Annotated in this window: 25 protein-coding genes and 1 riboswitch; of the genes, 10 read left to right on the forward strand and 15 right to left on the reverse strand. The window is 70.7% G+C overall.

Features of this window, described 5'->3' with window-relative positions:
• The first annotated feature begins 79 nt into the window (after nucleotides 1-79).
• The 3 genes from CG740_RS26310 to CG740_RS26320 all read left to right on the forward strand — a co-directional run bounded on the left by CG740_RS26310 (nucleotide 80) and on the right by CG740_RS26320 (nucleotide 2,635).
• The gene (locus CG740_RS26310) at nucleotides 80-919 is read left to right on the forward strand and encodes a helix-turn-helix domain-containing protein (protein WP_100577749.1); all 840 of its coding nucleotides are present in this window, start codon (nucleotides 80-82) and stop codon (nucleotides 917-919) included.
• The gene (locus tag CG740_RS26315; RefSeq protein WP_100577750.1) at nucleotides 903-1,238 is read left to right on the forward strand and encodes a DUF397 domain-containing protein; all 336 of its coding nucleotides are present in this window, start codon (nucleotides 903-905) and stop codon (nucleotides 1,236-1,238) included. Before CG740_RS26310 ends, CG740_RS26315 begins: the two co-directional genes overlap by 17 nt.
• 353 nt (nucleotides 1,239-1,591) lie before the next feature.
• Nucleotides 1,592-2,635 carry a hypothetical protein gene (locus CG740_RS26320; RefSeq protein WP_234376495.1) on the forward strand — a complete coding sequence of 348 codons (1,044 nt, stop codon included), beginning with the start codon at nucleotides 1,592-1,594 and terminating at the stop codon, nucleotides 2,633-2,635.
• Here the strand turns inward: CG740_RS26320 and CG740_RS26325 are convergent.
• The 6 genes from CG740_RS26325 to thrC all read right to left on the reverse strand — a co-directional run bounded on the left by CG740_RS26325 (nucleotide 2,563) and on the right by thrC (nucleotide 9,917).
• Nucleotides 2,563-4,200 (reverse strand): eCIS core domain-containing protein, encoded by a 1,638-nt coding sequence (locus CG740_RS26325; protein WP_234376506.1) that lies wholly within the window; start codon nucleotides 4,198-4,200, stop codon nucleotides 2,563-2,565. The two genes, CG740_RS26320 and CG740_RS26325, sit on opposite strands and share 73 nt — an antisense overlap.
• A gap of 449 nt (nucleotides 4,201-4,649) precedes the next feature.
• The gene (locus CG740_RS26330; protein ID WP_100577752.1) at nucleotides 4,650-5,396 is read right to left on the reverse strand and encodes a DUF4097 family beta strand repeat-containing protein; all 747 of its coding nucleotides are present in this window, start codon (nucleotides 5,394-5,396) and stop codon (nucleotides 4,650-4,652) included.
• A 215-nt stretch (nucleotides 5,397-5,611) separates the two neighbouring features.
• On the reverse strand, nucleotides 5,612-7,234 hold the full coding sequence (gene groL / locus CG740_RS26335; RefSeq protein WP_100577753.1) for a chaperonin GroEL: 1,623 nt from the start codon (nucleotides 7,232-7,234) through the stop codon (nucleotides 5,612-5,614).
• Nucleotides 7,235-7,676: 442 nt separating this feature from the next.
• The gene (locus CG740_RS26340) at nucleotides 7,677-7,880 is read right to left on the reverse strand and encodes a cold-shock protein (protein ID WP_005315736.1); all 204 of its coding nucleotides are present in this window, start codon (nucleotides 7,878-7,880) and stop codon (nucleotides 7,677-7,679) included.
• Nucleotides 7,881-8,314: 434 nt separating this feature from the next.
• Nucleotides 8,315-8,590, reverse strand: coding sequence for a ubiquitin-like small modifier protein 1 (locus CG740_RS26345; RefSeq protein WP_100577754.1), 276 nt, complete (start codon nucleotides 8,588-8,590; stop codon nucleotides 8,315-8,317).
• A 31-nt stretch (nucleotides 8,591-8,621) separates the two neighbouring features.
• Nucleotides 8,622-9,917 (reverse strand): threonine synthase, encoded by a 1,296-nt coding sequence (gene thrC / locus CG740_RS26350; protein ID WP_100577755.1) that lies wholly within the window; start codon nucleotides 9,915-9,917, stop codon nucleotides 8,622-8,624.
• A 17-nt stretch (nucleotides 9,918-9,934) separates the two neighbouring features.
• Nucleotides 9,935-10,100, reverse strand: a riboswitch (SAM riboswitch).
• A 136-nt stretch (nucleotides 10,101-10,236) separates the two neighbouring features.
• Here thrC and CG740_RS26355 point away from each other — a divergent pair.
• Together CG740_RS26355 and CG740_RS26360 are read left to right on the forward strand one after the other, a co-directional pair.
• On the forward strand, nucleotides 10,237-11,184 hold the full coding sequence (locus tag CG740_RS26355) for a glucosyl-3-phosphoglycerate synthase (RefSeq protein ID WP_100577756.1): 948 nt from the start codon (nucleotides 10,237-10,239) through the stop codon (nucleotides 11,182-11,184).
• A gap of 92 nt (nucleotides 11,185-11,276) precedes the next feature.
• Nucleotides 11,277-12,764, forward strand: coding sequence for an alpha,alpha-trehalose-phosphate synthase (UDP-forming) (locus tag CG740_RS26360; protein WP_100577757.1), 1,488 nt, complete (start codon nucleotides 11,277-11,279; stop codon nucleotides 12,762-12,764).
• Nucleotides 12,765-12,811: 47 nt separating this feature from the next.
• Here the strand turns inward: CG740_RS26360 and otsB are convergent, their stop codons facing one another.
• From otsB to CG740_RS26375, 3 genes are all read right to left on the reverse strand, one after another.
• On the reverse strand, nucleotides 12,812-13,657 hold the full coding sequence (otsB, locus tag CG740_RS26365) for a trehalose-phosphatase (RefSeq protein ID WP_100577758.1): 846 nt from the start codon (nucleotides 13,655-13,657) through the stop codon (nucleotides 12,812-12,814).
• Nucleotides 13,658-13,740: 83 nt separating this feature from the next.
• Nucleotides 13,741-13,974 (reverse strand): DUF3263 domain-containing protein, encoded by a 234-nt coding sequence (locus CG740_RS26370; RefSeq protein WP_100577858.1) that lies wholly within the window; start codon nucleotides 13,972-13,974, stop codon nucleotides 13,741-13,743.
• A 521-nt stretch (nucleotides 13,975-14,495) separates the two neighbouring features.
• Complete coding sequence (locus CG740_RS26375; RefSeq protein ID WP_100577759.1) at nucleotides 14,496-15,713, reverse strand: extracellular solute-binding protein; 1,218 nt, start codon at nucleotides 15,711-15,713, stop codon at nucleotides 14,496-14,498.
• 281 nt (nucleotides 15,714-15,994) lie between these two features.
• On the opposite strand from CG740_RS26375, the gene CG740_RS26380 reads away from it, so the two are divergent.
• From CG740_RS26380 to CG740_RS26390, 3 genes are all read left to right on the forward strand, one after another.
• Nucleotides 15,995-17,047: an ROK family protein gene (locus CG740_RS26380; protein WP_199846576.1), complete on the forward strand. Its 1,053-nt coding sequence runs from the start codon at nucleotides 15,995-15,997 to the stop codon at nucleotides 17,045-17,047.
• A complete protein-coding gene (gene nagA / locus CG740_RS26385) occupies nucleotides 17,047-18,192 on the forward strand; it encodes an N-acetylglucosamine-6-phosphate deacetylase (protein ID WP_100577760.1) in 1,146 nt (381 codons plus the stop codon). Before CG740_RS26380 ends, nagA begins: the two co-directional genes overlap by 1 nt.
• A 102-nt stretch (nucleotides 18,193-18,294) precedes the next feature.
• The gene (locus CG740_RS26390; RefSeq protein WP_100577761.1) at nucleotides 18,295-19,215 is read left to right on the forward strand and encodes a 1-phosphofructokinase family hexose kinase; all 921 of its coding nucleotides are present in this window, start codon (nucleotides 18,295-18,297) and stop codon (nucleotides 19,213-19,215) included.
• Between the two features lie 29 nt (nucleotides 19,216-19,244).
• Here the strand turns inward: CG740_RS26390 and CG740_RS26395 are convergent, their stop codons facing one another.
• Together CG740_RS26395 and cdgB are read right to left on the reverse strand one after the other, a co-directional pair.
• Nucleotides 19,245-20,264 carry a CBM35 domain-containing protein gene (locus tag CG740_RS26395; RefSeq protein WP_100577762.1) on the reverse strand — a complete coding sequence of 340 codons (1,020 nt, stop codon included), beginning with the start codon at nucleotides 20,262-20,264 and terminating at the stop codon, nucleotides 19,245-19,247.
• 110 nt (nucleotides 20,265-20,374) lie between these two features.
• Entirely contained in the window at nucleotides 20,375-22,048 is a 1,674-nt protein-coding gene (cdgB, locus tag CG740_RS26400) for a diguanylate cyclase CdgB (protein ID WP_100577763.1), read from the reverse strand.
• Between the two features lie 340 nt (nucleotides 22,049-22,388).
• Between cdgB and CG740_RS26405 the strand changes: the two genes are divergently transcribed.
• The gene (locus CG740_RS26405) at nucleotides 22,389-22,955 is read left to right on the forward strand and encodes a flavin reductase family protein (RefSeq protein WP_100577764.1); all 567 of its coding nucleotides are present in this window, start codon (nucleotides 22,389-22,391) and stop codon (nucleotides 22,953-22,955) included.
• On the opposite strand, the gene CG740_RS26410 is transcribed toward CG740_RS26405, so the two are convergent.
• The 3 genes from CG740_RS26410 to CG740_RS26420 all read right to left on the reverse strand — a co-directional run bounded on the left by CG740_RS26410 (nucleotide 22,918) and on the right by CG740_RS26420 (nucleotide 25,177).
• Nucleotides 22,918-23,229, reverse strand: coding sequence for a hypothetical protein (locus tag CG740_RS26410; protein WP_100577765.1), 312 nt, complete (start codon nucleotides 23,227-23,229; stop codon nucleotides 22,918-22,920). The two genes, CG740_RS26405 and CG740_RS26410, sit on opposite strands and share 38 nt — an antisense overlap.
• On the reverse strand, nucleotides 23,226-23,756 hold the full coding sequence (locus tag CG740_RS26415; protein ID WP_100577766.1) for a hypothetical protein: 531 nt from the start codon (nucleotides 23,754-23,756) through the stop codon (nucleotides 23,226-23,228). Before CG740_RS26415 ends, CG740_RS26410 begins: the two co-directional genes overlap by 4 nt.
• A gap of 206 nt (nucleotides 23,757-23,962) precedes the next feature.
• Nucleotides 23,963-25,177 (reverse strand): helix-turn-helix domain-containing protein, encoded by a 1,215-nt coding sequence (locus CG740_RS26420; RefSeq protein WP_100577767.1) that lies wholly within the window; start codon nucleotides 25,175-25,177, stop codon nucleotides 23,963-23,965.
• A gap of 135 nt (nucleotides 25,178-25,312) precedes the next feature.
• Here CG740_RS26420 and CG740_RS26425 point away from each other — a divergent pair, with 135 nt between their 5' ends.
• Nucleotides 25,313-25,984: an HAD family hydrolase gene (locus CG740_RS26425; protein ID WP_100577768.1), complete on the forward strand. Its 672-nt coding sequence runs from the start codon at nucleotides 25,313-25,315 to the stop codon at nucleotides 25,982-25,984.
• A 129-nt stretch (nucleotides 25,985-26,113) separates the two neighbouring features.
• Here CG740_RS26425 and arfB read toward each other — a convergent pair whose 3' ends face one another.
• Nucleotides 26,114-26,548 (reverse strand): alternative ribosome rescue aminoacyl-tRNA hydrolase ArfB, encoded by a 435-nt coding sequence (gene arfB / locus CG740_RS26430; protein WP_100577769.1) that lies wholly within the window; start codon nucleotides 26,546-26,548, stop codon nucleotides 26,114-26,116.
• Nucleotides 26,549-26,737: the final 189 nt, after the last annotated feature.

A 26,737-nucleotide genomic window follows, 5' to 3' on the forward strand; every position in this document is an offset into this window, starting at 1 on the left:
CCTCACCCAGCGTGGCCGAGTCCCGCTAGCCTGACTACCGGCGGCAGCCCAACAAACCCGCATGTCGCAGGAGTTGCCCATGCCAGGACCCAAGGACCTCGACCCCTCATCCTCTCCCCGCGCCTTCCTCGGCGCCGAACTCCGCTTCGCCCGCGAAAAGTGCGGCCTCACCCAGGACGAGCTCGGCCAGCCCCTCTTCGTCTCGGGCTCCTTCATCGGCCAACTCGAAGCGGGCACGCGGCGGATGCACCTCGAATACGCCCGCCAGATCGACGACATCCTCGGCACGGAGGGCTTCTTCACCCGCAACTGCGTCGCGGCGGCGAAGTCGAAGTACCCGGATCACTTCGCGGAGGCGGCGGAGGCGGAGGCCGTGGCGACGACCATCCGCGAGTACGCGCCGCTGCTGATTCCTGGGCTGCTTCAGACTGAGGCGTATGCGCGGGCGATGTTCCGCGCTGGTCATCTCACGGCGCCGGAAGAGGCGATAGACGAACTAGTCGCCAACCGCCTGGCTCGCTCTCAACTCCTCAACGATCCAACGAAGCCTCTGTTGTGGGCCGTCCTCGACGAAGCAGTCCTAAGGCGAAGGGTCGGTGGACCCGCAGTCATGGCCGAGGCGCTGGCCCACGTCGCCGCGTTGGGCTTCCGACATCGCGTCATCGTTCAGGTGCTGCCGTTCGACGCCGGCGCACACATGGCACTGGGGGGCTCCCTCAAACTGATGGCCTTCGAGGACGCACCCCCGCTCGCCTATCTCCAAGGCCTCGGAACTGGACGGCTCCAGGACGACCCGGCCACCGTCACTCAGTACGAGCTGACCTACGATTTGGTCGGGGCCAGCGCGCTGTCACCACAACAATCCCTGGCCCTGATCGAATCAGTGGCGGAGGATTACGCCCATGAGGATCAGCCCTGAGTACGACCTGAGCAAGGCCACGTGGCACAAGTCGAGCTACAGCGGAGCAAGCGGCGGTGACTGCCTTGAGATCGCTCGCTGGCACAAGTCCAGCTACAGCGGCGGGGATGGCGGCAACTGCCTTGAGGTGGGCCGCTGGCGCAAGTCGACGTACAGCGACAGCAGCGGCGGCGACTGCCTCGAAGTCCGCGACGACGTACCGCACATCGTCCCCGTCCGGGACTCGAAGACCGCCCCCCACGGCCCGACGCTCGTGTTCCGAGCCGGGGCGTGGTCGGCCTTCATCGCTGACGTGAAGGGATCCAACACGGCTGACTGAGAACGCAGTTCGCCGTTCGCTACTGACTGGCCGTTCGGCCGGGACGAGCCGGTCACCTCCCCCGAGGTGGCCGGCTCGTTCGCGTACGGCTCGAAGCTCACGCGCCGGACGCCGAGCCGTGCTTGAAATCGAATGGGCGGAGGGTCTCAACCCACCCTCCCACCCTGCGAGTTGGGCTCACCGAACAGCGTTTGGCACATTCCGCGTTCGACTTGCCACAGAGGGTGACGACCGTCTAGCGTCCCAGACAACGAAATAGCCCCCGACAGGTGCGGGAACACCTCCGGGGGCTTGACCGCAAGATCGAAGAGACCGATCCGGCGGTGCGACCACCTCGATCGTTAGGCGATCCGATGGCTGACAGCCACTTTAGTGCCGACCCCTTCGCCGCGCATCCAGACCGGCACCCGATGGCCAATCCGGGCTACGGAAAACGGCGCGTTCCCGATCAACACCCGCGCACCAAACATGACTTCACGCACCTGCCGCCGCGCGAGGCGGCCGTCGCCGGGTACGTGGACCGGCTTCCCGAGGGCGCGGACATGTCCGTGAAGACGCTGGCCAAGGTGCTGCCGTACGGGCAGTGCGCGCTGCGTACCGCGCTTCAGCGACTCGTTCAGGCCGGACATCTGCGGCGGGGACGGGAACACCTGCGCGGCTCGGACAGTGCGCGCTGGGTGACCCGGACGTGGTTCTCGCGGACGGCGCGGGACGACGCGTGGTGGGCGGAATTCACCCGTGGGGGTGTCGGCGAAGGTTCCTCGTCACCGCCACAACCACCGCCGTCCCCGCCGCCTCACCCCGCTCCCCCGATCGCCTCACCCACGTCCCCGACAGCCCAACCGGCCGTCCGGAGACGGGCGTTGATCCTGCTGGCGGCCCTGGGACGTACCGCACCGCCGCTGTCCCTCTCGGCGCGGGACTGCGCCGAGCTGGCACCGCTGGCGTCCGCGTGGTTCGAGCGCGGGGCGACGGATGAGGACGTACTGCGTGCCCTGACCTGCGGTCTCCCGAACCCGGTTCACAGCCCGGCCGCCTTCACCCGGGCGCGGCTCATCGACAAGCTGCCCCCGGAACCGCCACCGTCCCCGCCGACGCGTCCGGTGCTGCGCATCCTGGAGTGCGTGAAGTGCGGTGCGCCGGGCCGCGCCGAGGCCCTGCCGGGCGGCGCATGCGGACCCTGCCGAGGCGAACCCGCGCCCCGTCCGGCGGGCCCGCCCCTGGCCTCCGAACGCGTCCGCGCCCACGCAGCCGAGGCCAGGGCGGCAGCGGCGGGCCGGGGGCGGGAGGACACCCCTGCGCGGGACCGCCTGCCGCCGACCGCTCAGGCCAGCTCCATCGCCTCGGTCCTGCGACGGAGGTTGCCCTCGGTGTCGCTGTCCGAGTCGGAGCCGTAGTCGGTCGTCACCTTCGGGGTCCCGTTGGACGTCGCGATGGTGATCTCGTGGTCGGCGTCGCATTCCCATTGCAGGGTTGCGTAGGTGTTCCCGACCGCCTGGTCCACGCGGCTGACGAACAGCGGGGCGTTCTTCGCCGAGTAGCCGGCCATTTCGATGTTGGCGGCTCCGGAGATCCAGAGCGGCCCGGGACGCGTTTCGGTACCGATGAACAGGTTCGCGTAGCACGAAACACAGGGGCGCTTCGTTCCCGCCAGGCTGTCGGGGATGACCTGGTCCGGTCCGTCGCCGGTGAGATGCGAGACGATCCTGCGCTCGGCGTGATAGCCGTCCTCACCGTCGGAGGCCACGGTCACGGGCTTGGTGAGTGCGGCGATGACGTTCTTGTACTTGTCGGCGACTGCCGCATCGACATCGTCGCCGACAATGCGCTTGTCCGTCTTGTCCGTGTGGCGGGCGAGCCTGCCTTCGGCGTTTCCGCTGTTGAGATGGCTCGTCTCGGCCGGGTACTCCTCAAGGACCTTCTTCAGGAAGGCGCTCCCGCTGAGCCCTTCCAGGTGTTCCGCGAGCATGCTGTTCGATGCCGCGGTGTTTCCGGCTATGTACAGGGCCCCTTCGTGGACTGCCGCCTGTATCTCGACCGGATTTGCCCCGTAGTCCGTCAGATAGTTCTTCACCACGGTGGCCACCCAGCGCATGGCCTGCTTATCGGGTTCTCCGCGGTAGGAGCGGGGAGCGATGGTGTTCCCCTCGTTCTCCTTGTAGGCCGCCGTGCTGGACTTGTAGGCGGCGGCCTGCTTCGCGTCCATCCCCCCGATCTTGTGGAGGGTCATCCGGGACCAGACCTCCGGACTGCCGTCGGCCTTCCAGCCCTTGGCCTCGAACCCCGCCTTGACGGCCCGGGCGAACTCCTTGTTCGCTCGGGCCTCCGGGGACTGCTTGGCCTTGGGCATGCGCTGGATGGCGGCGGCCGCGGGGGCCTCGTGGACATGTCCCGCCGACTCCGCCGACGCCTCTCGGGCGGGCCGGGCCGCCGACGACATCACCCGTGTCGCGTTGGCTTCCGCTTCGCGTTCGAAACGGTCGGAGGGGTCGGAGACCTTGAGTCCCGAGCCGTTGTCGGTGCCGGCGACCGGGCCCTGGCGCTGCTGGATGACGTGGGTCAACTCGTGGGCCAGGGTGTGCTTGTCGGCTCCGCCGTCGCCGATGACGACGTGGTTGCCCGAGGTGTAGGCCCGGGCGCCGACCTCCGCCGCGGAGGCCTTGGCGGCGCTGTCGTTGTGGACGCGTACGTCGGAGAAGTCCGCACCGAGGCGCGACTCCATGTCCGTACGGGTGGCGCTGTCGAGGGGGCTTCCGCCGGTGCGGAGCACGTCGTGCACGGCGGAGCGCTGCACCGCGTGCCCGGCGGAGCGCTGCATGTGCGGTCCGGCCGCGCGCTGGACCGCGGACTGCGCCGCCGGCCGCTCGGCCTGCTCGTGTCCCTGGTGCCCGCATCCCGCGCCGTGCTGGTGCCGCTCCTGGTCGGCCGCCTGGGCGCCGGGGTGGCCCGCGCGGCGGAGCATCTGGACTACGGCGGCATTGCCCGCGCTGCCCTGGAGGGAGTGGAGGCCATGGGGAACGCCGCCGCCCGACGCGGAGGACTTGGCGGGGCCGGCCGGCTTCTTGTTCTCGGAGGTCTGGGCCTGGTCGTTGGCGTGCACAGGGTCCTTTCTGCATGGCGCGCAGCTCGCACTACGGTCTCGGTAAGCGTGACCGATGTGATCACTCCCCCACTCCATAGTGCCCGCTCCCCGCTGAGCCCACGAGACCGGACCGCCGAGATCGGCATCGCACGACCGGCGCCGCCCCGGGCCGCCCGGGGCCGAGGATCGCCGGACCGCAAGTCCGGGCCCCCAAGACCCCATGGCATCAAACCTGGTTGACCGGCGCATTCGCGGTGCCCGCCGGCCACATCGTCCTCGACGAGCCCGGCCGCTGGGCGCTTCCGCCGCCCACCCCGTCAATTGGTCGGCTAGTGCGCGGACTTCAGGGTTATGCCGCCGTTGCCGCTGGTCAGATTCAGGTGATGGGTGGCGTTGGGGTCATCCGATATGCCGAGGGTCTTGTGGCCGTGCCCGGTCCGGGCGGAGACGCGGTAGGGGGCGGGCGGGGCGGTCACCGTGATGCTGCCGTTGGAGGTCTGGGCCGTGACGTTCTGGGCGGTTTCGGGGGTGAGGGAGATCGAGCCGTTGGACGCCATGGCCGTGATGCCCGTGCCCTTCAGGCCGTTCGCGTCGATCGAGCCGTTGCTCGTGCGGATGTCCACCGGGCCGGTCGCACCCCGTACCTTCACCGAGCCGTCGCTCGTGGACACCCGCACCTGGCCGACCGAGGACAGGCTCAGCGCGCCCGCCCTGGTGGAACCGGTGACCGGGACTCCGGCCGGCACGTCCACCGTGTAGTCGACCGCGCAGTGGCCCGCACAGCCGCCGAGCACGAGCACGCCGTTCTCCACCCGGTACGTCGACCCCGTCGGCTTCGCCTTGTCGCGGTAGGTGACCTCGCGGTGCACGGACGCCTTTGCCAGGTCCTTCTTGCCGCGCACCCGGAAGCCGTCCGCGTTTCCGTCGATGCGTACCGCGGTGATCGTGTCCTTGACCGTCGCGTCGTCCTTGAACGTCTGGTCGTCCAGCGGGCCGCAGGCGGCGAGTCCGCCGGCCGCCAGGACGGTCAGGGTCACGGCCGCGGCGGAGCGGATGCGCAGTCGTGTGCTGGTCATGAAGGTCCCCCGGATGTGCGTCAGTTGGGGCGGTCCGTGGCTGCCCCCTGATCACCAAGCTAGCCCCGACCCGGGTACCCGCACCATGGAGCCAGTACCACCTTCGATGGTTCGGATTCTCCTACCCCGGTGGTACGGAAACGCCGAGGGCGGCACCCCCTCGATGGGGAGTGCCGCCCTCGGCGCGCGTACGGATGGAGCTACTGAGCCGTGGCTCAGAAGTCCATGTCACCGCCCGGCATACCGCCCGGAGCGGCCGCGGCGGCCTTCTCCGGCTTGTCGGCGATGACGGCCTCGGTGGTGAGGAAGAGCGCCGCGATGGAGGCGGCGTTCTGGAGCGCGGAGCGCGTGACCTTCGCCGGGTCGATGATGCCCTCGGCGATCATGTCGACGTACTCACCGGTCGCGGCGTTGAGGCCGTGGCCGACGGGCAGGTTGCGCACCTTCTCGACGATGACGCCGCCCTCAAGACCACCGTTGACGGCGATCTGCTTGAGCGGGGCCTCCAGGGCCAGCTTCACGGCCTTGGCGCCGGTCGCCTCGTCGCCCTCAAGCTCAAGCTTCTCGAACACCGCGGAGGCCTGGAGCAGGGCCACGCCACCACCGGCGACGATGCCCTCCTCGACGGCCGCCTTCGCGTTGCGAACGGCGTCCTCGATGCGGTGCTTGCGCTCCTTGAGCTCGACCTCGGTCGCGGCACCGGCCTTGATGACCGCAACACCGCCGGCGAGCTTCGCCAGGCGCTCCTGAAGCTTCTCGCGGTCGTAGTCGCTGTCCGAGTTCTCGATCTCGGCGCGGATCTGGTTGACGCGGCCCTGGACCTGGTCGCTGTCACCGGAGCCGTCGACGATCGTCGTCTCGTCCTTGGTGATGACGACCTTGCGGGCGCGGCCGAGCAGGTCGAGACCGGCGTTCTCCAGCTTGAGGCCGACCTCCTCGGAGATGACGGTGCCGCCCGTGAGGATGGCGATGTCACCGAGCATGGCCTTGCGGCGGTCGCCGAAGCCCGGAGCCTTGACGGCGACGGACTTGAAGGTGCCGCGGATCTTGTTGACGACCAGGGTCGACAGGGCCTCGCCCTCGACGTCCTCGGCGATGATCAGCAGCGGCTTGCCGGACTGCATGACCTTCTCAAGGAGCGGCAGCAGGTCCTTGACCGAGCTGATCTTCGAGTTGACGATCAGGATGTACGGGTCGTCGAGCGACGCCTCCATACGCTCCATGTCGGTGGCGAAGTACGCCGAGATGTAGCCCTTGTCGAAGCGCATGCCCTCGGTGAGCTCAAGCTCAAGACCGAAGGTCTGCGACTCCTCGACGGTGATGACGCCTTCCTTGCCGACCTTGTCCATCGCCTCGGCGATGAGCTCGCCGATCTGGGTGTCGGCGGCGGAGATGGAGGCCGTGGAAGCGATCTGCTCCTTGGTCTCGACATCCTTGGCCTGCTCCAGGAGGGCGGCGGAGACGGCCTCGACGGCCTTCTCGATGCCGCGCTTCAGGGCCATCGGGTTGGCGCCGGCGGCTACGTTGCGCAGACCCTCGCGCACCAGGGCCTGAGCGAGGACGGTCGCGGTGGTCGTTCCGTCGCCGGCGACGTCGTCCGTCTTCTTGGCGACTTCCTTGACCAGCTCGGCGCCGATCTTCTCGTACGGGTCCTCAAGCTCGATCTCCTTGGCGATGGAAACACCATCGTTGGTGATCGTGGGGGCGCCCCACTTCTTCTCAAGGACGACGTTGCGGCCCTTGGGGCCGAGGGTGACCTTGACGGCGTCGGCGAGCTGGTTCATCCCGCGCTCGAGACCGCGCCGTGCCTCCTCGTCGAACGCGATGATCTTGGCCATGTGAAGTGGTCCTCCCGGACAGGGGTGGCGTTCTTCGTGGATCGCGCCGGTGCCCGCGACGGACGGCCCGCATCCCTTGTGGTTCCTTGCCCCACGCGGTCTGCCGACCTCACTGACCCGATCCAAGTTCTGTCACTCTCACTGGGAGAGTGCTAAGCCCAATGATTAGCACTCGGCCCCTGCGAGTGCAAGCGAGTCTCTTGAACCGGGCGCCTTCTCCTCGGTGCCTCGGGGGGTGTTCGGCGTGCCTCACCGGGCCTTCGGGGTGCCTGACCGGCCCCGGGCCCCGGGTCCCGGCGGGGGCTCCGCCCCCGCGCCCCTGTAGGTGACCCGGTCCCCACGGTCGGGCTCGCCGTACCGGTGTCCGGGATGCTTGAAGGGGGCCACCCTCGCGGGTGGCCCCCTTCAAGTCTGCTTGCGTCGCTGGTCGATCGCGCCGAGATCAGACGGCGAGCTTGACCATGTCCGCCTGCGGACCCTTCTGGCCCTGCGAGATCTCGAACTCGACTCGCTGACCTTCTTCAAGGGTGCGGTAACCGTCCATCTGGATCGCGCTGTAGTGGACGAAAACATCCGCACCACCGTCGACCGCGATGAAGCCGTACCCCTTCTCCGCGTTGAACCACTTGACGGTGCCCTGAGCCATGCCTAACTCCCCTATTACTGGCCCTTGCACGGGACCACACTTCGCGGACCCGGGTCAGACCTGCACCCTCCGACAGGAGAGGGTGTGCGCCGGAACGCGTCGACCGCGGCTGAATGTATCTGCCCAACTGCCCTCTGCAACAGGTCAATCGGACGAGAATTCCGGGCACGCGCGGGGAGCGGAATGCCATTTATTCTGCATTCCGGGGCAAGTCGGGCCGGACAAAGCGCACTTACTGCGCAAAGGGCTCTCACACTTTGACCCCATGTTGTCGCGTTCTCATATGCACTTGGCACTCGAAGCGAAGGGGCTTCCCCAACTGTACCCCGCTCAACCATGTTGAATTGCCCCCTCCGCTTCTCGTGCGGAGGGGGCAACTCAGGGGCAACTCACGAGCAACTCCGAGTACGACCCGGGTTAATCGGGGCCGCGGCTCAGCCGCCCGCGACCGCCGGGATGATCGAGACGCCGGCGCCCTCGGGCGTGGCGGTCTCCAGGCCCTGCTCGAAGCGCACGTCGTCGTCGTTGACGTACACGTTGACGAAGCGGCGCAGCTTGCCCTGGTCGTCCAGGACGCGGGCGGCGATGCCCGTGTGGTTCTTCTCCAGGTCCGCGAGGACCTCGGCGAGGGTGGCGCCCTCGGCGGCGACCTCGGCCTTGCCGCCGGTGTAGGTGCGCAGGATCGTGGGGATGCGGACGTTCACGCTCATGGTTCGGTACTCCTAGTCGATCAGCAGTGGCTCAGTGGGCGAGGCCCGCGTCGCGGAAGGCGTCCAGGCTCGGGCGGATGGTCGCGGTCGCCTGGGACGTGGCGGCCACCGCGTCCAGCGTCTTGAGCCCGTCACCGGTGTTGAGCACGACCGTGGTGAGCGACGGGTCGAGGAGGCCGGCCTCGATGAGCTTCCTGGTGACGCCGACCGTCACACCGCCCGCGGTCTCCGCGAAGATGCCCTCGGTGCGGGCGAGCAGCTTGATGGCGTCGACGATCTGCTCGTCGTTCACGTCCTCCACCGCGCCGCCGGTGCGGCGGGCGATGTCCAGGACGTACGGGCCGTCCGCGGGGTTGCCGATGGCGAGCGACTTGGCGATGGTGTCCGGCTTCTGCGGGCGTACGACGTCGTGGCCGGCCTTGAAGGCGGTCGACACCGGGGAGCAGCCCTCGGCCTGGGCGCCGAAGATCTTGTAGGGCTTGTCCTCGACCAGGCCGAGCTTGATCAGCTCCTGGAGGCCCTTGTCGATCTTGGTGAGCTGGGAGCCGGAGGCGATCGGGATGACCAGCTGGTCCGGCAGCCGCCAGCCGAGCTGCTCGCAGATCTCGTACGCCAGCGTCTTGGAACCCTCGCCGTAGTACGGGCGCAGGTTGACGTTGACGAAGCCCCAGCCCTCGCCCAGCGGGTCGCCGATGAGCTCGGAGCAGAAGCGGTTCACGTCGTCGTAGTTGCCCTCGATGCCGACGAGCTCGCCGCCGTACACCGCGGCCATGACGACCTTGCCCTGCTCCAGGTCGTGCGGGATGAACACGCAGGAGCGGAAGCCGGCCCGCGCGGCGGCGGCGCCGACCGCGCCGGCCAGGTTGCCGGTGGAGGAGCAGGAGAGCGTGGTGAAGCCGAAGGCGCGGGCGGCCTCCAGGGCCTGGGCGACGACGCGGTCCTTGAAGGAGTGCGTCGGGTTGCCGGAGTCGTCCTTGACGAACAGCTTGCCGGGCTCGACGCCCAGCTCGCGGGCCAGGTTCTCGGCCTTGACGAGCTTGGTGAAGCCCGGGTTCAGGTTCGGCTTGTCGGCGACGTCCGCCGGGACGGGCAGCAGCGGGGCGTAACGCCAGATGTTCTCGGGGCCCGACTCGATCTTCTTGCGCAGCGCCTCGGGGTCGCCGAGCGGCAGGTCATAAGCCACTTCGAGCGGTCCGAAACACAGTTCACAGGCGAAAATCGGCCCAAGTTCGAAGCGCTGGCCGCACTCGCGGCAGGAAAGTCCGGATGCCGGACCGAGGTCGACGGCGGTGCGGGTTTCAACGGTTGCGACAGTCTGAGCAGACATGGAGGGGAGGCCCTTTCTCCTCATCTTCCTCATGACGAACTTCGCCATGAGACGGATTTGGCACCTTCCCTAGCCGGTGGCCTCGTGTCCGGACCGTGTCGTGGCCGACGCGATCGACGAGAACCGACTGGAGGGTTGCCGGGGCTTCAACGGGCCGTATCCCTCTGCCCCTCTGGATGAGCGGTATTCGATTGTCAGCGTGACGACGACCCCCGACATGCGACGGTCATCCGCGTTGTTCAAGACTGTAACCGAAGCCCTGGACGGTTGAGATAGTCGTCCGAACCGCGAGATGGATCACACAAGGAGGCCAGGAGCCGTGCTGGAAGAGGTGGAACGCTGGCTGAGCAGGCGTTCCTGGGCCGCGGCCGAGCGACCGATCGAGCGGATCCTGGCCGCGAAGCACCGCACGGGGACCACGGTCAGCGTGGTGCTGCCCGCCCTGGACGAGGAGGCCACGGTCGGTGACATCGTGGCCGCGATCCGGCGCGAGCTGATGACGCAGGCCGTGCCGCTGGTCGACGAGCTGGTGGTCGTCGACTCCGGTTCCACCGACCGTACGGCCGAGGTCGCGGCGCAGGCCGGCGCCCGGGTCGTGCACCGCGACGCGATCCTGCCGCGCGTCCCGGCGCTGCCCGGCAAGGGCGAGGTGCTGTGGCGCTCGCTGCTCGTGACCAGCGGCGACATCGTGTGCTTCATCGACGCCGACCTGAAGGACTTCGACGCCGGGTTCGTATCCGGCGTCGTCGGGCCGCTCCTGACCGACCCGGACGTGGCGTTCGTCAAGGCGATGTACGACCGCCCCTTCGGCGGGGGTGCCGGCCAGGGCGGCCGGGTCACCGAGCTGGTGGCGCGCCCGCTGCTCAATCTGCACTGGCCCCAACTGGCCGGAATCGTCCAGCCGTTGGGCGGCGAGTACGCGGCCCGGCGCTCGCTCCTTGAGCGGCTGCCCTTCCCCGTCGGGTACGGGGTGGAGCTCGCGCTGCTGGTGGACGCGCTGCACACGGTGGGCCTGGACGCGCTGGCCCAGGTGGATGTGGGCGTACGCAAGCACCGCCACCAGGACGGGCAGGCGCTCGGCCGGATGGCCGCCGCGATCTACCGCACCGCGCAGCTGCGGCTGTCGCGGGGCCATCTCGTACGGCCCGAGCTGACCCAGTTCGAGCGGGGCGCGGACGGCTTCGTACCGCGGACGTATGCGGTGGACACCGAGGAGCGGCCGCCGATGCGGGAGATCGAGGAGTACGCGGTGCACCGCGCGGCCTAGGCCCGGGTGAGCGGAGGGGGTGGCCGGTTCCTTCCCCTGGGGGTGGGCGTACGGGTGTTTGAGGTATTGCGGGGCGGGCTAGGTTCCGCAACATGGTCACCGCGCAGGAATCTCCCCGGGCTCAGGTCCTCGTCGCCTCCAACCGAGGCCCCGTTTCGTACACCCTGAAGGACGACGGGTCCCTCGAATCCAAGCGGGGCGGGGGCGGGCTCGTCTCCGGGCTCAGCGCGATCGGCTCCGACGTGGACTCGGTGTGGGTGTGTGCCGCGCTCAGTGGGGGCGACCGCGAGGCCGTGCGGCAGGGCGTGGGTGAGCAGGGTGTCCGGATGCTGGACATCGACCCCGAGGTGTTCGCCGACGCGTACAACGGCATCGCGAACTCGGTGCTGTGGTTCGTCCAGCACATGCTGTACCAGATCCCGCTGGAGCCGGTCTTCGACGCGGAGTTCCGGCGGCAGTGGGCGTCGTACGAGGCGTACAACCGGGCCTTCGCCGAGGCGCTGGCGGCCGAGGCGGCGGACGGGGCGCGGGTCCTGGTGCAGGACTACCACCTGGCGCTGGTGCCGGGCATGCTCCGCGAGCTCCGGCCCGACCTGCGGATCGGCCACTTCTCGCACACGCCGTGGGCGCCGGTGGACTACTTCCGGATGCTGCCCGACGACATCGCCGAGCAGCTGCTGCGCGGGATGCTGGGTGCCGACCGGCTCGGGTTCCTCACCCGTCGGTGGGCGTCGGCGTTCCTGGACTCGGTGGCGGGCGTGCTGCCGGCGGAGGACGGCGAGGTGGCCGGGCACGAGGGGGATGCGTCCGGCGGCGGGCCGGAAGGGCGCCGGTTCTTCCGGCACGGGGCCGCGGGCGGGCAGGGGCGTACGACGGAGATCGCCGTGCACTCGCTCGGCGCGGACGGTGACTTCCTGCGCAAGCGGTCGCACGAGGCCGACGTCGAGGAGCGGATGGCGGCCCTGCGCGAGCAGATCGGGGCGGGCCGCAAGACGATCGTGCGGGTCGACCGCACCGAGCTGTCCAAGAACATCGTGCGGGGGCTGCTCGCCTACCGGCATCTGCTGGACACACGCCCCGAGTGGCGCGAGCGCGTCGTGCACGTCGCGTTCGCGTACCCCTCGCGGCAGGACCTCGCGGTGTACCGGGACTACACGGCGGAGGTCGCCCGGGTCGCCGAGGACATCAACTCCCGTTACGGGACGCCTGGTTGGACCCCGGTCGTCCTCCACGTCCAGGACGACTTCGCCCGCTCCCTCGCGGCGTACCGGCTCGCGGACGTCGCCCTGGTGAACCCCGTCCGCGACGGCATGAACCTCGTCGCGAAGGAGGTGCCGGTGGTGTCCGACGCGGGCTGCGTCCTCGTCCTCTCGCGAGAGGCCGGTGCGTGGGCGGAGCTGCGGGACGACGCGCTGGTCGTGAACCCGTACGACGTGACGGGGACGGCGGCGGCGTTGCACGCGGCGCTGTCCCTGCCGGAGGGGGAACGGGCGGAGCGGACGAAGCGGTTGGCGGCGGCGGGTACTGCGCTGCCGCCCCGGCGGTGGTTCCTGGACCAGCTGGAGGCGCTGGGGGGCTAGGTCCTGGGGCTGCGGGGCGGCACCGGGACGGCGGAGCACCCGGCGGGCTACAGGTGCAGGTGCTGGGCCAGGGTCGTCAGGAAGGCCGTCACCGCTGCGGGGCCGTTCAGGGAGAGGTCGGCCCGCTCGGCCAGTTCGGGGATCACCGTGTCCGCCGCCACCAACAGCCCGGGCAGGCCGTCCGAGCGGAGCTTCTCGACGGCGGCGAAGGCGGGGAGGTCGCCCAGGTCGTCGCCCGCGTACAGGACGGACTCGGCGCCCACCTCGCGCAGGTACGCCGTGAGCGCCACCCCCTTGTCCATGCCGGGGGGCCTCAGCTCAAGGACCATGCGGCCGGGTTCGAGGACCAGTCCGTGCCGGGTGGCCAGCTGCGCGAGAGGGTCGCGCAGGGCTTCGAAGGCGGCCTGCGGGTCGGCGGCCCTGCGGGTGTGGACGGCCACGGCCTGGCCCTTCTCCTCCACCCAGGTACCGCGCCAGGCCCCGTGCGATTCCAGGAACCCGGGGAGTTCCGCGCGGGCGGCGGCGACGCCGGGGTGGGGCGCGGGGGTGTGGACGGTGCCGGTGACCGCGTCCCAGCGCTCGGCGCCGTAGTGGCCCAGGACCACCAGGTGCTCCAGTCCGGGTACGCCGGCGAAGCCCCCGTAGCGGACGGCCACTCCGGCCGGGCGGCCGGTGATCACGGCCACGGAGGCCGTGTGCGGGGCGAGGGCGGCGAGCGCGGGTACGGCGTCGGGGTGGGCCCGGGCCAGCTCGGGGTCGGCGACGATCTCTGCGAGCGTGCCGTCGAAATCGATGGCCACGACGGCCTTCTCGGGCCGCGCGAGAATCGCCGCGAGGCCGTCACGGCCGGACGGGGTGGCGGGGGTCGGCAGGGGTTCCGGTTGGCTTCCCATGCGGGTGACCCTATCGGGGGTGGGGGCACGTGTGGCGCGACGGGGCGTGGGGCTTGGCACCGGCCCGTTCGGCCCCGCTCCGGTCAGCGCCGCTCGCGTTGTTCGTCGCGGATCCGGCGGAGGCGGTTGACCGTGACGGGGTCGTGGGCGAGGGCGCGGGTGTCGTCGAGGAGGGCGTTGAGGAGCTGGTAGTAGCGCGTCGGTGAGACGCCGAGCTCCTCCCGGATGGCGCGTTCCTTGGCGCCGGGGGTGGGCCAGGGGTGCGTCTCCATGCGGAGGACGGCGCGGGCGCGGGCGTCCAGGGGGTGCGCTTCCATGCCGCCCACGGTAGCCGTCCCGGGGTGCGGCGGGGTGGGGCGGCTGGGGCTCTGCCCCAGACCCCGGGGGTCCGCCCCGCCCCTTCCCGCAACCCTCCGGGGGTGGAGCGGGGACCGAGACCGCTCCCGAGACCGCTCCCGGGGCTGCGCCCCGGGCCCCGCTACCGGTTCGGCTGCGGGCCGTGGGTGGCTGGTCGCGCAGTTCCCCGCGCCCCTGAAACCCCGGTCGGCTGCGGGCCGCCGCTCCCCGCGCCCCTGAAACCCCGGTCGGCTGCGGGCCGCCGCTCCCCGCGCTCCTGAAACCCCGGTCGGCTGCGGGCCGTGGGTGGCTGGTCGCGCAGTTCCCCGCGCCCCTAAAGGCCTCGGTGCTGGCCCGCACAGGCATCCCCAGCCCGTCCGGGGATTGAGGACGAGCGCCCTTAAGGCGCGACGGGGTGCAGGGGGCGGAGCCCCTCAGAAGGTCTGGGGGTCAGCCGGGCCAACCCGCCGCACGGGCGGGCGGGGCCCCAAGGAACCCAGGGTTATTCGGCGTTCTCCGCGTCCAGCGCCACCTTCGCGATGTCCTGCAGAACCGCCTTCGGCGACCCCCCGGGCGCCACAGCCGTACCGATCTTCTTCTTCACCGTCTCGCTCACCTTCGGCCACGACGTCTTGCCGACCGGCGGCAGCTCGGACGTCGGCAGCGCGGCCAGGAACGGCTTCAGCTCCTTGTGCTTGGCGTCCGCCGCCATCGCCGAGGACGCCGACACCGTGGACGGCAGCAGGTCGTACTGGTCGGCGAACTTGAGCACGTTGTCGTCGGAGAACGTGAAGTCCAGGAACTTGCCGATCTGCGCCCGGTGCCCGCCCTGCTTGAAGCCCATGATCCAGTCGGCGACACCCATCGCCGCCTTGGCCTGGCCGTTGGGTCCTGGCAGCGGGACCATGCCGAACTTGATGCCCTTCTTCTTCGCCTGCTCCATCAGCGAGGGGTGGCCGTTCAGCATGCCGACCTCCCCCTTGGCGAACGCGTCGAACGCGGCCTGCCGGTTCAGCTTGGCGGGGGCGACCGGACCGGTCAGCTCGGGCTCGACCAGGTTGTTCTTCAGCCAGTCGAAGGTCTGGATGTTCTCGGGCGAGTCGATGTCGTAGCCGTCGACGGTGTTGGTGTAGCCGCCGTTGCCGCTGAGCATCCACATCATGGTCTCGGCCTGCGCCTCCTCGCTGCCGAGCGGCAGCGCGAAGGGGGTCTTCACCCCCTTGGCCTTGAGCGCCTTGGCGTCGGACGCGATCTCGGCCCAGGTGGTGGGCGCCTTGATGTGGGCCTGGTCGAACAGCGTCTGGTTGTAGAAGAGCAGTCGCGTGGAGGCCACGAACGGCATGCCGTACTGGACGCGCTTGACGTTGCCCGCGTCCGCCAGCGGGGCGAGGAAGTTGGCCTCGACGGGGATCGAGAGCAGCTGGTCGACGCTGTAGAGCTTGCCGCTCGCCGCGTAGTCGGAGTACGCGCCGATCTGCGCGATGTCGGGGGCGTTGCCCGCCTTCACCATCTCGGCGACCTTGGCGTCGACCACGTCCCAGGAGAAGACCTGGACGTCGACCTTGATGTTCGGGTTCTTCTTCTCGAAGTCGGCCACCACGTTGTGCCAGTACGTCTTCGTGGTGTTGCCGCCGGCTATGTCGTAGTCGGCGGCCACCAGCTTGAGGGTGACGTCACCGGACCCGCTCTGCCCGCCGCATCCCGAGAGCACTGCCGTCATACCGAATGCGGCAACCGCCGCGGTCAAGCCCAAGAAGCGCCTGCGCACGCGCTATCCCACCCTCGTTGTGATCCTGGCGGATCCAGCCGGTCCCCCGTGACGTCCTGTATTGAGCTGCGATTTTCCCTCATACGGGGGAATGAGGTCTACACCAGTCGCATATCGCTTCCGCAACGCCCGGTGCAAGAGTACATTGGGGAACTTTCAGCGGAGAAAGCGCTTTCTCTTTCATCCGGCGAGTGGACTAGACCTTTAGTGGGTGTTGGCGCGAGACTGTCCCCGTGAGACACGTCATCGCCCTGGATGTGGGCGGCACCGGGATGAAAGCCGCCCTGGTCGGGGCGGACACCGCGCTGTCCGGGGACACTGCCCCCAGACCCCCCAAGCTGCTGCACGAGGCGCGCAGGCCCACCGGCAGGGAGCGCGGGCCCGAGGCCGTGGTCGAGTCGATCCTCTCCTTCGCCGAGGATCTGCGGGCGTACGGCGAGGAGCACCTGGGCGAGAGCGCGGTGGCGGCCGGTGTGGCCGTGCCCGGCATCGTCGACGCCGAGAACGGGATCGCCGCGTACTCCGCGAACCTGGGCTGGCAGGACGTACCGATGCGGCGGCTGCTCAGCGAGCGGCTGCACGGAGTGCCGGTCGCGCTCGGCCACGATGTGCGCACCGGCGGTCTGGCCGAGGGCCGCGTCGGCGCGGGCCGGGGCGCGGACCGCTTCCTGTTCGTGCCGCTCGGCACCGGCATCGCGGGCGCCATCGGCATCGACGGCCGGGTCGAGCCGGGCGCGCACGGCTTCGCCGGGGAGATCGGCCACATCGTCGTACGCCCCGGCGGCGTCGCCTGCCCGTGCGGCCAGCGGGGCTGCCTTGAGCGCCTCGCCTCGGCCTCCGCGGTGTCGCTTGCCTGGGCCGGGGCCAGCGGCGACCCGGACGCGGACGCCGCCGACTGCGCCAAGGCCGTCGAGTCGGGCGACCCGCGCGCGCTCGCGGTGTGGCGCGACGCGATCGAGGCGCTCGCCGACGGTCTGGTTACCGCGCTCACCCTGCTCGACCCCCGCGTGCTGATCATCGGTGGCGGACTGGCCGAAGCCGGGGAAACCTTGTTCGTACCGCTCCGGGCCGCCGTGGAGGAGCGGGTGACGTTCCAGAAGCTGCCCGAGATCGTCCCCGCGGCCCTCGGGGACACCGCCGGGTGCCTGGGCGCGGGCCTGCTCGCCTGGGACCTGGCGGCGGAATCCACCCGACCCGCCACCGCCACCGCCACCGGCTCCGACCCCAGCGCCCGTGCCGACTCCGACTCCGACTCCGACTCCGACTCCAGTGAGGTAACCGCCTGATGGCCGCATCGAAAGTTCTCTCCGGCGCCCGTGTCGTCCTCCCGACCGGGGTCGTCGAGAACGGACGCGTGATCGTCGACGGCACCGCGATCGCCGGAGCCGCCCCGGCCGACGCGGCCTCGCTCGACCTGTCGGGCCACTGGATCGTGCCCGGCTTCGTCGACATGCACAATCACGGCGGTGGCGGCGCCTCCTTCACCAACGGCACGGTGGAGGACGTCCTCAAGGGCGTCCACACCCACCGCCTGCACGGCTCGACCACCGTGGTCGCCTCCACGGTGACCGGCGAGATGGACGTCCTCGCCCAGCGCGCCGGGCTGCTCTCCGAGCTGGTCGAGCAGGGCGACCTGGCCGGCATCCACTTCGAGGGCCCGTTCATCTCGCCCTGCCGCAAGGGCGCGCACAGCGAGAGCCTGCTGCGCCATCCGGACCCGGCCGAGGTCCGCAAGCTGATGGACGCCGCGCGCGGCACCGCGAAGATGTTCACGCTCGCCACCGAGCTGCCCGGCGGCCTGGACTCGGTGCGGCTGCTCGCCGAGCACGGCGTCATCGCGGCGATCGGCCACACCGACGCCTCGTACGAGCAGACCGTCGAGGCGATCGACGCGGGCGCCACCGTCGCGACCCACCTCTTCAACGCGATGCCGCCGCTCGGCCACCGCGAGCCCGGCCCGATCGCGGCGCTCCTGGAGGACGACCGGATCACCGTCGAGCTCATCAACGACGGCACGCATCTGCACCCCGCGGCCCTCGAACTCGCCTTCCACCACAAGGGCGCGGACCGCGTCGCTTTCATCACCGACGCGATGGACGCGGCCGGGTTCGGCGACGGCCTCTACCACCTGGGCCCGCTGGAGGTCGAGGTCAAGGAGGGCGTGGCCCGGCTCGTGGAGGGCGGCTCGATCGCGGGCTCCACGCTCACCCTGGACCGCGCGTTCAAGCGCTCGGTGACGGTCGACGGCATCTCGGTGGAGGACACCGTACGGGCGCTCTCGGCGAACCCGGCCCGGCTGCTCGGCCTCGACGACAGGGTCGGCTCGCTGGAGCCCGGCAAGGACGCCGACCTGGTGGTCCTGGACGCCGACTTCACCGTCAAGGGCGTTCTGCGCAAGGGCAGTTGGGTCGTCGAGCCCCAGCTCGGCTGAGCCGCTGCCCGGGGTCCTCGGCCGAACCCCGGCCCGACGTCTTTCGCACGGCGGCCGGTCCGGGGGCTGGGCCTGCCGCCGTCCGTTTGACATGATCACCGGGTGATTCTGACCGTCACGCTGAACACCGCACTGGACATCACCTACCGCGTCCCCGCCCTCGTACCGCACGCGAGCCATCGCGTCGACGAGGTCACGGAGCGCGCCGGCGGCAAGGGCCTCAACGTCGCCCGGGTGCTCGCCGCGCTCGGGCACGAGGCGGTCGTCACGGGATTCGTGGGCGGCCCGAGCGGCGAGGTGCTGCGCGCGCTGCTCGCGCGGGACGCACCCGTCGACGAGCTCGTCCCGGTCGCGGGCGCCACCCGGCGGACCATCGCCGTGGTGGACGCGGCGACCGGCGACACCACCCAGCTCAACGAGCCGGGACCGCTCGTCTCGCCCGCCGAGTGGGAGGCCTTCCTCGTCACGTACGGGAGGCTGCTGGAGGGCGCGGACGCGGTGGCCCTGTGCGGGAGCCTGCCGCCGGGGCTGCCGGTGGGGGCGTACGCGCAGCTGGTGCGCCAGGCCCGCGGCGCCAAGGTGCCCGTGCTCCTGGACACCAGCGGCGAGGCGCTGCGGCGCGGGATCGCCGCCCGGCCCGACCTGGTCAAGCCCAACGCCGACGAGCTGGCGCAGCTGACCGGTTCGCGCGAGCCGCTGCGGGCGGCGCGGGACGCGCGCAGGCGCGGGGCGCACACGGTGGTCGCCTCGCTCGGCGCCGACGGCCTGCTCGCCGTCTCCCCCGACGGCCTGTGGCAGGCGGCGCCGCCGGCCGTGGTGCGCGGCAATCCGACGGGCGCCGGCGATTCGGCGGTGGCCGGTCTGCTGTCGGGCCTGGTCGAGGGCCTGGACTGGCCGGGGCGTCTGACGCGTGCGGTGGCCCTGTCCGCGGCGACCGTGGCGGCGCCCACGGCGGGCGAGTTCGACCTCACGACGTACGAGAAAACGCTCGGCTCGGTGCGCGTGACCGAGCACGCGCCCTGAGCCGAGCGTTCCACCCTGCTGACGGGGCGTCAGTCAGCTGTCAGCCAGAGCTGATCGAGGTTGGCGTTGCACTGGTTGCCCTGCTCGCAGGACACCTTGATCTCGTTGTCGCCCTTGGCAAGCGTGACGTTCGCGTACGTGGTGGCCCAGCCCTTGGCCCAGTCGCCGGCCGCGGCGTGCGCGTAGTTCTTCATGTTGATCGGGCGCGACTCGGCCTTGCCGTTGAGCGTTATCGTCGCGTTCGCGTCCGTGCCGGGCACGCCGAAGCGCAGGTTCAGCCGGTACGAGCCGGCCTTGGGGACATTGGCCTTCCAGGTGACCGAGGCGCCCACGTTGTTGAAGTTGCCGACGAACGCCCCGCCCGTGCCCTTGGCGCCGGGCACGTTGGTGCCGACCTGCGCGGAGCCGCCGAGCGTGAGCGTCGCCGCGTCGCCCTTGGGCAGCTCCGTCGAGCCGGAAGGCGTGGACGACGGGTCGCCGCTCGGCGTGGACGAGGCCTGACTGGATGCCGAATTGCCCGGATTGGCGGTGTTGTCCTTCTTGTCCTTGTCGCCGCTGTTGCTGGCCAGCGCCACCGCGATGCCGATGACGACGGCCGCGACCACGGCGACCGCTCCGATCAGCAGGCCCTTGGTGTTGGGGCCGCGGCCGCCACCGCCGTTCTGCTGCGGGGGCGGGCCCTGCCGGGGCGGGCCGCCGGCGTAGTTCTCGGGCGCCGCGTACTGCGCGGTCGGCTGCCCGTACTGCTGCTGCGCGGACCCCTGCTGCGGCGGGCCCTGGTACTGCGGAGGGCCTTGATACTGCGGGGCTCCCTGGTACTGCTGCTGCGGGATCTGGCCGCCGTACTTGCGCTCACCGACCGTGCGCACCTGGTTGTACGACGTCCTGGGGACTCCGGGCTGCTGCTGCCCCACCGTCGGACCCGGGTAGCCGTAGCCGCCACCGGTGCGAGGCGGGTTGGCGCCCTGCGCCTGTCCGTCCTCGTAGAGGTAGCCGAACGGATCGTCGTCCTCGGGGGTGTTCGCGCCGTTGTTGCCGGGCGTCGTCATCCGGGGTCACTCCTCACTGTCCGCCAGCCGTCGCCGACCGGCCGAGCCTACCCCGAACGGACCACTGCCCGATCTGGCCCCGAGCACACACCGCCGGGGCCGGGCCGCGGTCAGCCCGCGCGGCGGTGGACCTTGGAGCGGGAGCGCTTCTCGATGTACATCCGCTGGTCCGCGGAGCGCAGGACCTCTTCGACGGACATCCCGCAGCTGGCCCAGCCGATGCCGAAGCTGGCCCCGACGCGGACCGCCCGGCCGTCGACCCGGATGGGCGGAATGATCGCGTTGCGGAGCCGAACCGCCAGGTCGGCGGCGTCCGCCGCGCCGAGCCCGTCGGCGAGGACGACGAATTCGTCACCCCCGAGCCGGGCGACGGTGTCGCCGTCGCGCACCCCGGTGGTGAGGCGCCGGGCGACCTCGATCAGGACCGCGTCGCCGGTGTGGTGGCCGAACCGGTCGTTGATCGACTTGAAGCCGTCGAGGTCGCAGAAGAGCACCGCGAGCCCCTTCGCGCCGTCGTCGATCTCACTGTCGGGGGCCACGGTGTGGACGTGGTGGTCGTACGGTCCGCCGCCGGGCACCGCCTCGAAGTCGAAGCCGTCGGCGCGGAAGGCGTGCCCGTGGACCTCGGACTCGGCCGCTCCCGGCGGCCGGTCGTAGGCCGCGTCCAGGGATTCGGCCGCGGCCGCCGGGCCGACCGAGTGCGGCCGGGGACAGAGCCGGGCCGAGAGCCTCGCGCGCAGCTCGGCGCTGTTGGGCAGTCCGGTGAGGGCGTCGTGCGAGGCGCGGTGGGCGAGCTGGAGCTCGTGCCGCTTGCGGTCCTCGATGTCCTCGACGTGGGTGAGCAGGAAGCGCGGCCCGTCGGCGGTGTCGGCGACCACCGAGTTGCGCAGCGACACCCACACATAGGTGCCGTCGCGCCGCCCGAGCCGCAGTTCGGCCCGGCCGCCCTCGGCGGAGGTGCGCAGCAGCGTCCCTATGTCCTCGGGGTGTACGAGGTCGGCGAAGGAGTAGCGCCGCATGACGGAGGCGGGCCGCCCGAGCAGCCGGCACAGCGCGTCGTTGGTGCGCAGCAGGCGCCCGTGCTGGTCGCCGCCCATCTCGGCGATGGCCATGCCCGAGGGCGCGTACTCGAAGGCCTGCCGGAAGCTTTCCTCGCTCGCGCGCAGCGCCTGCTGCTCCCGCTCCAGGCGGACCAGGGCGCGCTGCATGTTTGCGCGCAGCCGGGCATTGCTGATCGCAATCGCGGCCTGCGAGGCGTACATCTGGAGGGCTTCCCGCCCCCAGGCGCCGGGCTTGCGGCCGTTGCGGGGCTTGTCGACGGAGATGACGCCGAGGAGTTCCTGGGTGCCGCCCGCGGCGTACATCGGGGCGTAGAGGCGGTCCTGGGGATGCCACTCGTCCTCGAACCGGGGGTCGGGGCCCTCGGTGTACCACTGCGGTACGTCGTCCTCCAGGAGCACCCAGCCCTCGGTGTGCGGGATGAAGCGCAGGCCGTCCCAGTCCTCGCCCATCGCGAGGCGGCGCTCCCAGGAGGGGCGCGAGCCGACCCGCCCGGTGATCAGGGCTTCGGCCGCGGCGTTGCCCGCGAAGGCGGCGACGACCAGGTCACCGTCGGGGCGTACGAGGTTGACGCAGGCCAGCTCGTAGCCGAGCCCGGCGATGACGCCGTCCGCAACGGTCTGCAACGTGTCCGCGAGGCTGCGGGCCGTGTTGAGCTCTCCGACCACCTGGTGCAGCTGCCGCAGGGTCGCAAGACGGACGTAGGGCTCCGACTCGGTCTCCATTGCTCGCTCTCCCCGAGACCTCGACAGCAACTCCTGGCTTCAGATCGGCATTCCTTCGTGCACTGTCCAGCCACTGAATCACAGCGAGCTGTCTAGCCGGTACACAGGGTCAACAAATAGTGCCTTCTGTGACTCAAGTCACAGCAGATGATGGGGGGTTGGCCGTTCTTTCCGTCTTTGCCCCCTACCTTTCCTGAACGCAAACTGAGAACGGGCCGGAAGCGGCGGCCCCTTCACACCAGGGCGCCACGGCCGGATCCGGCTCGGCCCAGGGACCTAGGTCCCGCCTGGTCCCAAGGCCCGATGCGCGTCGCGGTGGCAGGAGACTAGCGTTCCGGTTGTGTTGCAGACACCCCTGACCGCCGCCCTTTCCGCACTTGCTCCGGAAACCCCGCATCCTGTGGGGGTGAGCAATGACGAGTTCCGCGCCGCGATGTCCCGACTGGCCGCAGGCGTCGTCCTGGTGACCGCGCACGACACCGACGACGGCCCGCGCGGCGAAGACGTCGGCATGACCGCGACGGCCTTCCTCTCCGTCTCCCTCGACCCGCCCCTCGTCCTCATCTCGCTGCGCAACGGCTCGCGCATGGACGACCTCCTCGCGGAGCAGCCGCTGTGGGCGGTGTCCCTGCTGTCCGAGAGCCAGCGGCACATCGCGGGCCGGTTCGCGATGAAGGGCCGGATCAGCGACCGCCTGCTGTTCGAGGACATCCCGTACACCCGCGGCGAGGCCAGCGGCGCCCCTCTGGTCGGCGGCGCGCTCGCGACCCTGGAGTGCCGCACCGAGCAGCGCGTGGCGGCGGGCGACCACACCCTGGCCATCGGCCGCGTCCTGACGGCGGCCCTGCCGAGCGCGGAGGGCGGGCCGCTCACGTACTTCCGGGGGCGGTACCGGCAGTTGGGGTGACCTGACCGCCGTCCGGGTCAGCCGGGCGATCCTCGCAGCCGCGGCCGGGCAGGAAGCTCCTCTGAGACTCCCGCGTCAGCCCGGCCGCACGCGCGGCTTCCGTCTGCTTGGCCGAGGCGGGACTCAGGTCGCCGGTCCGGATCGTGGCCTCACGCAACTGACCCCACGGGGGCGGCCGCAGGAACGCCACCCTCAGCAGGCCGTCGCCGAGGTCGAGGGTGATGAGCCCCGTGCGGCCTTCACGCTCGTACACGACGTAGTCCCACCGCTTCACGTCGCGGCTCCCCCGTCGAGCACGGCCGGAGCGTGCGAAACCGGCCACCTTCTCGGCGCCGGCCGGGCGAGGAGCCGTTCCTGCCCGACCCGCGCCAGGTCGGCGACCCGGACGGGATCGCACACGTCACCCACGCGTTCCGGCGCCACGACCCAGTGCGCACCCGGCCCCTGCCTGCGGCTGGGGTGCGGAACCGCGAGCCCGGTCCCACGCCCCAGGCAACGGCTCGCCGGGGCCTGCCAGTCCCGTGCGGTCCGGGTCGGGGCCAGGGCGTAGTACGCGCCCGAATCTCGGATGACCGCCCCCTGGAGGTACTCCGCCAGGAACCAGGCGAGCGTCGCGTGCGCGGTGCTGCTCACGGCGGCGTGCACGACCGCGTCGGCGATCCGCACGGCCTCGAACCGGGCCCCGAGCGCGATCACGGGAGTCGCCTCCGGATCGCGCCCCCACTCCCGCAGCACCTGCCCGGCCTCGGGCATCGGGCCTGCGAGCCATGCGGTGAGCTGCCGTACGTCCGCGGTGCTCATACCGCGGCGCCGGGGGTGTTGACGGCGTCCCGTTCGACGTCGGCCAAGGTCGGGCGGGCACCTCCGACACTGGGCCGAGTGGGGGCCGTTCTGCGAGGCACGTTCATCATCTGCTCCGGTTCCTTCACTGGCATGGAGTGAAGGTAGGGGTGGATCAGACCCGTTACCCGAACAGGGAGTTCGGGCGAACCCAGGGTTCGGGTCCGTCAGGTGATGTGGAGACGTTCGGCAAGGCTGTCGACCTGGCGGCGATAGGTGGGCCGTACCCGTCTGCGCAGTTCTGCGATGAGGGTGATCGCCGTCGGGCTGCGCGAAAGATCCTCCGGTGAGAGTTCCTCCAGTGCGAGGAGGTGGACGAGGACCGCGGCGTCGTCCCGGCGCATGGCGTAGCAGCGAGCGACTTCCAGGGTGAACGTGAACTGCCGCTCCCGGCTGGGCAGGGCTTCGGTGTCGACTTCGTCCGCGACTCGCAGCGCTTCGGCCGACTCGCCGGCAAGCATCTCGATACTGAGGGCGTGCAGTTCCACGTTCGTGGGACCGAAGACGGTGTGCTGCACGTTGCCTTCCCCGGCCTCCCTCGCGAGGGGGACGGCCTTCTCCGCCAGGCGCGCTCGGGCGTTCCACCACTGGTGGTGGCGGGCCGCGGCAACAACGGCGACGAGTTCCAGGGCGCCCTGGATGGCGCTGATCCGAGGGGTTCTGGTCTCGCGGTCGAGTCGGCTGACGGCATTGAGTGCGATGTCGGCGGCCTCTTCGAGGGCGTCGTCGCGAGGATCGGAGAGCAGAACGTGGCCGAGATTCCAGGATGCCGCGGCGATCCGAACCGGATCGTCGGCGTCTTCGGCGGCGCGAACGGCCCGATCGGCGACCATCAGGGACAGATCGAGGCGCCCAACACGGCGGCAGTAGGAGCGCAGCAGCCCGTACAGGTCGACAGACGTGCGCAGGGCATCACGCCGGGCCGCCGGGTCGCTGCCGTCGCGGTGGACACGTACCGCGTGCTCGACATCCACGATGAGAGCGGGGAGTACGACGGCGATGCCAGTGAAGCGCGTCGTTGAGGTCTGCCAGATCCGCCACGCCCGTTCGACCCGCTCACGGAGCACTGCGGACTCGACGGGCTCGCCGGACCGGGCTGGGCCGTAGCCCATGAGTGCGCGGGCGACGGCTGGTTCGTCGGTCACGGGTGCCGGGAGTTCGGGTGGGGTCTGCTCGGCGAGGAGGGCGGCGACGGGTACGCCTAGTTCGGCGGCGAGGCGGGAGAGCACGGCGGCGGAGGGGACGCGTGCGCCGTTCTCGATGAGGGACAGGTAGCGCTCGCTGATGCCGCAAAGACCGGCGACGGCGGCCTGTGTGCGGTTGCCGTTCGTGGTGCGGTAGTACGCGATCCGCCCACCGATCGGCAGTCTTGGTGCGTCCATGTTGTGCTCGCTCCCTCCCCGCGTGGTGGGTGTTCCGTCAGCCTAGGGCGACGACACACGTCGCGGACACTTTCTGTGACCATCGGTGCACAGGCTCGATACCTTGTGGGATTCGGGGAGTTGGGGAGGCCGGACATGCGGCTGGTGCTGTGGGACATCGACCACACTTTGATCTCGACACGTGGGGTGGGGAGGGAGCTGTCGGCTGCGGCGTTCCTTCGTGTGACGGGGCAGCCGATGCGGGAGCAGGCGAAGATCGACGGGATTACAGAGCCGGTCATCTTTCGGGAGACCGCGAAGCTGCACGGCCTGGTTACTGGGCGAGCGGACTTCGAGGAGTTCGCCCAGGTGCTGTCCGAGGAGCATCGGACTCGGTCGGGTGAACTGCGCGAGCACGGGGTAGCGCTGGCCGGCGCTGCCGCGGCCCTCGGAGCCCTTGACGCGGCCCGCGTGACACAGACCGTGGTGTCGGGAAACGTACGGGCCGTGGCGGGGATCAAGCTGGCTGTGTTCGGGCTCGACCGGCACATCCGCTGGGAGCTCGGCGCCTATGGTGAAGACGCGGACGGACGAGCGGAGTTGGTACGGCTTGCCCTGGAGCGTTCCGGCGCGACGGCCGTAGACACGGTGCTGATCGGCGATACCCCGGCCGACGTCCAGGCAGGGCTCGCTAACGGGGTGCGGGTCATCGCCGTGGCCACGGGGAGCAGTGACGAGCACGAGCTGCGCGGTTGTGGGCCGTTCGCGGTTCTGCCGGATCTGTCCGATACGGAGCGTTTGGTGATGCTGATCGCCGAGGGGGCGTAGGGGCCATCGTCGTACCCCTACGGGAGCCGGAGGCTTCTCGGGCCGACGCCGCCGACCGCCGCCGAAGGCCGAACCGGCACCCGGCCCGGCATCTCCGAGGGAAGGGCCCGGCACCGGCGCCCCCGGCGCCTACCAGTCCCGCCCCGAGCGCCCCTTCTTCGTCTGGGCGCGGGCCTTCTTCTCGCGCAGGCGGCGCTCGTTGATGCCGCGCGGGATCTTCGTGGCCCGGCGCGGCTTGGGCGGCGGGGCGGTCGCCTCGGCGAGCAGCGAGGCCAGGCGCACGGCCGCCGTCTCCCGGTTGCGCCACTGCGAGCGGTGCTCGGACGCGCGTACGGACACGACGCCGCCCACCAGACGGCTCGCGAGCCGTTCCAGGGCGCGGGCCTTCCAGACCTCCGGCAGCGCCTCGGTCTTCGCGAGGTCGAAGCGGAGCTCCACCTGGGAGTCGCTGGTGTTGACGTGCTGGCCGCCGGGCCCTGACGACCTGGAGAAACGCCAGATCAGCTCGGCCTCCGGGAGGGAGACGGAGCCGCGGATGACATAGGGCCCGGACATGACATCCATGGTGCCGGGTACGCGGCACCCCGTCACGCGCTTTTCGCGGTCGCGGGGCCCCCGGCGACGGGCCGCGACCGCCCTTGACGGCCCTTTGGCAAAGAAAGCAAAGCGGGATGGAACCTCTCGGTCCCCTGCCGACGTTATGGGAGATGACGGTAGCTTCGGGACGGCTCGAAGCCCGCACACCACGATGAA

This window comes from Streptomyces sp. CB01201 (assembly GCF_002803085.1).
Classification (GTDB): domain Bacteria; phylum Actinomycetota; class Actinomycetes; order Streptomycetales; family Streptomycetaceae; genus Streptomyces; species Streptomyces hundungensis.